Consider the following 2,560-nt stretch of genomic DNA (forward strand, 5'->3'; position numbering starts at 1 on the left):
ACGAAATGGTGAATTCAGGTGAATTCAAAATAAAGATATCTTCCAATACATCTTCGCTCCAAAGATCTTTTTGAATGTATGCGGTTACACCAAATTCGGTTTCAATGAAACTTTCAAAAGGTTTTTCACCTAATTCTGCTACAAGAATTTCACTTCCTAATTCTTTGGGTTCAACTATAAAATGGTATCCTAAATAACTATTTGACATTTTTTTGTTTTTGCAAAGGTAACAATACAGTTACAAAAGTTTGTCTTATCAATAATTAAATTATTTTTGCACATTAAATTAATATTCAAAATTCATGAAAAAGTTACTCTTTTTACTATTTGGCCTTGTGTCCTTCTTTTCATTTGGCCAGGATATAAAAATTAGTACAAAAGATAACGATTTAAAATTGGCCACCATACCCTATTACAGTTTTGGTAGAGGTTTGGGTCTTACTTCACCCGACAGTATTTTTCAATTAAATATTCGTTTCCGCATGCAAAATAGGGTAAGTTATATTGATGCAGAAGATGAAACAGAAGTATATGATGCACAAATCAGACGTTTGCGTTTGCGTTTCGATGGCTATGTGGGTAATCCGAAGTTTCTATATGCCATTCAATTATCCTTTGCACCCGGTGATGTTGGGGTTATTGAAGAAGGCGAAAACATCAATATTATTCGAGATGCAGTTGTTTTTTATAGACCCAATAAAAACTGGAGCATTGCCTTTGGCCAAACTAAATTACCCGGAAACAGACAACGAGTAAATTCCAGTGGTGCATTGCAGTTAAGCGATCGAACAATTAATAATAACCGATTTAATATTGATCGTGATTTTGGATGGCAAGTGTATTATTTAAATGAGAGAGATAATAAATTTTCATACAATATCAAAACTGCTATCACAACGGGCGATGGACGAAATGTAACCAGCGAACCCGATAACGGATTTGCACTCACAGGTAAATTAGAATTATTTCCTTTAGGTTCATTTAGTAGAGACGGAACCAATTTTGAAGGCGATATTGCTCGTGAGAAGACACCAAAAGTATTAATTTCAGGAGCTTTCAGTACCAATCACAAAGCTCGTCAAACACAAGGCCAGTTAGGAGCCGATTTGTTTGAAAAGAAAGACATGCAATCTGTTCTGCTTGATGGAATGGTAAAATACGATGGTTGGGCTTTTATGACAGCCTACATGAACCGAATGTCTGATGATCCCATTGCGTTTAACCCCGATGATTTAACGCAGTTTAATTACGTGTTTGTTGGCGAAGGGTTTGATTATCAATTAAGTTATTTGTTTTTAAGTAATTATGAAGTGATTGGGAGGTATTCTATTCAAACTGTTGCTGAAGACATCAAAGCATATACTCCTGATGTGAAACAATATACAATAGGTTTAACAAAATATTTTTGGGAACACGCGTTTAAATTACAGACCGAGTTTTCTTTCGACCAATTTTCATACGCGAATGGAAACACCAAAAATGCTTGGTATGCACGTTTTCAAGTAGAAATAGGTATTTAATAGTTTACAGCTAAAAGAAAAACCCTTTTCAGAATGATTATTGAAAAGGGTTTTTTTAGTATTTGAAAGGGTCTATTATAATTTGTTCATGTTTTGAGCCAATGTTTCAATAAATTTTGAAATCGGACCTTTAATCATCATCGCCATCATTGGGTTGAACTCACCTTCAAATTGCAACTGTACTTCTGAACTGGTTTCAGACAACGGAATGATGTTTCCCGTTAAGGTAAAAGGTAATTTATCAGATGCAGCACCTAAAACCACTTTGCTGGTGGGTACTTTTTCTTTCATCTTCAATTTTATTTCGGGCATCCCTTTCAAACCAAAAATAAAAGCATCATCGCCAATTACCTCAAATTTGGCAATACTGTCCGGCATTAATTTTTCAAAATTGGTTACTTGCGATAAGGCTTCGAAAATATAAGTAGCCGATTTTTCAACACTTACTTTTGGACTTTCTAAATTCATTTTATGTTTTTATGTTAAATTTTACAACCCACAACCTACAACCTACAACTTATAACCCGCAACTCGCAACTTCCTAAACCTCAATCCCCCAAGTAGACGGACTTACCCGCCATTGTTGCAATGTATGCTGTTCCTCAGCAGAGATGTAATTTTTTGCAACAGCCAATTCTAATAAATTATCATAATTACTCAACGTGTGTAACTCAATATTGGCTTTTTTGAAGTTTTGAACAGATATATCAAAACCGTAGGTAAAGATGGCAACCATTCCTTTAACAGTTGCTCCTTCGGCTTTTAATGCTTCTACAGCAAGTAAACTACTTCCACCAGTGCTGATTAAATCTTCTACAACAACCACACTTTGACCTTTTTGTAGAAAACCTTCAATTTGATTTTGTCGTCCGTGCTTTTTTGCCTCCGGTCGAACGTATACAAAAGGAAGTCCCATGTATTCGGCAACAAGCATCCCAATTCCAATAGCTCCAGTTGCAACTCCGGCTATAACGTCCGGCTTACCATATTGCTTTTCAATGTTCTTTGAAAACTCCTCACGAATGTAATTGCGAATAGGA

3 protein-coding genes and 1 pseudogene are annotated in these 2,560 nt (G+C 35.4%); 1 reads left to right on the forward strand and 3 read right to left on the reverse strand.

Annotation, left to right across the window (positions count from 1 at the left end; genetic code table 11):
- Nucleotides 1-208, reverse strand: a pseudogene (locus tag ACIQ2S_RS12895) (50S ribosomal protein L11 methyltransferase); the annotation flags it as partial.
- A 94-nt stretch (nt 209-302) separates the two neighbouring features.
- Between ACIQ2S_RS12895 and ACIQ2S_RS12900 the strand changes: the two are divergent.
- Entirely contained in the window at nt 303-1,520 is a 1,218-nt protein-coding gene (locus tag ACIQ2S_RS12900) for a porin (RefSeq protein ID WP_396176638.1), read from the forward strand.
- Between the two features lie 75 nt (nt 1,521-1,595).
- On the opposite strand, the gene ACIQ2S_RS12905 is transcribed toward ACIQ2S_RS12900, so the two are convergent.
- The gene (locus tag ACIQ2S_RS12905) at nt 1,596-1,988 is read right to left on the reverse strand and encodes an SRPBCC family protein (RefSeq protein ID WP_396176640.1); all 393 of its coding nucleotides are present in this window, start codon (nt 1,986-1,988) and stop codon (nt 1,596-1,598) included.
- Nucleotides 1,989-2,061: 73 nt separating this feature from the next.
- On the reverse strand, nt 2,062-2,560 hold a 499-nt coding region (locus ACIQ2S_RS12910; protein WP_396176642.1), incomplete at its 5' end, for an orotate phosphoribosyltransferase.

Origin of the sequence: Flavobacterium sp., from assembly GCF_044371705.1 — a bacterium.
Taxonomy (GTDB): Bacteria; Bacteroidota; Bacteroidia; order Flavobacteriales; family Flavobacteriaceae; genus Flavobacterium.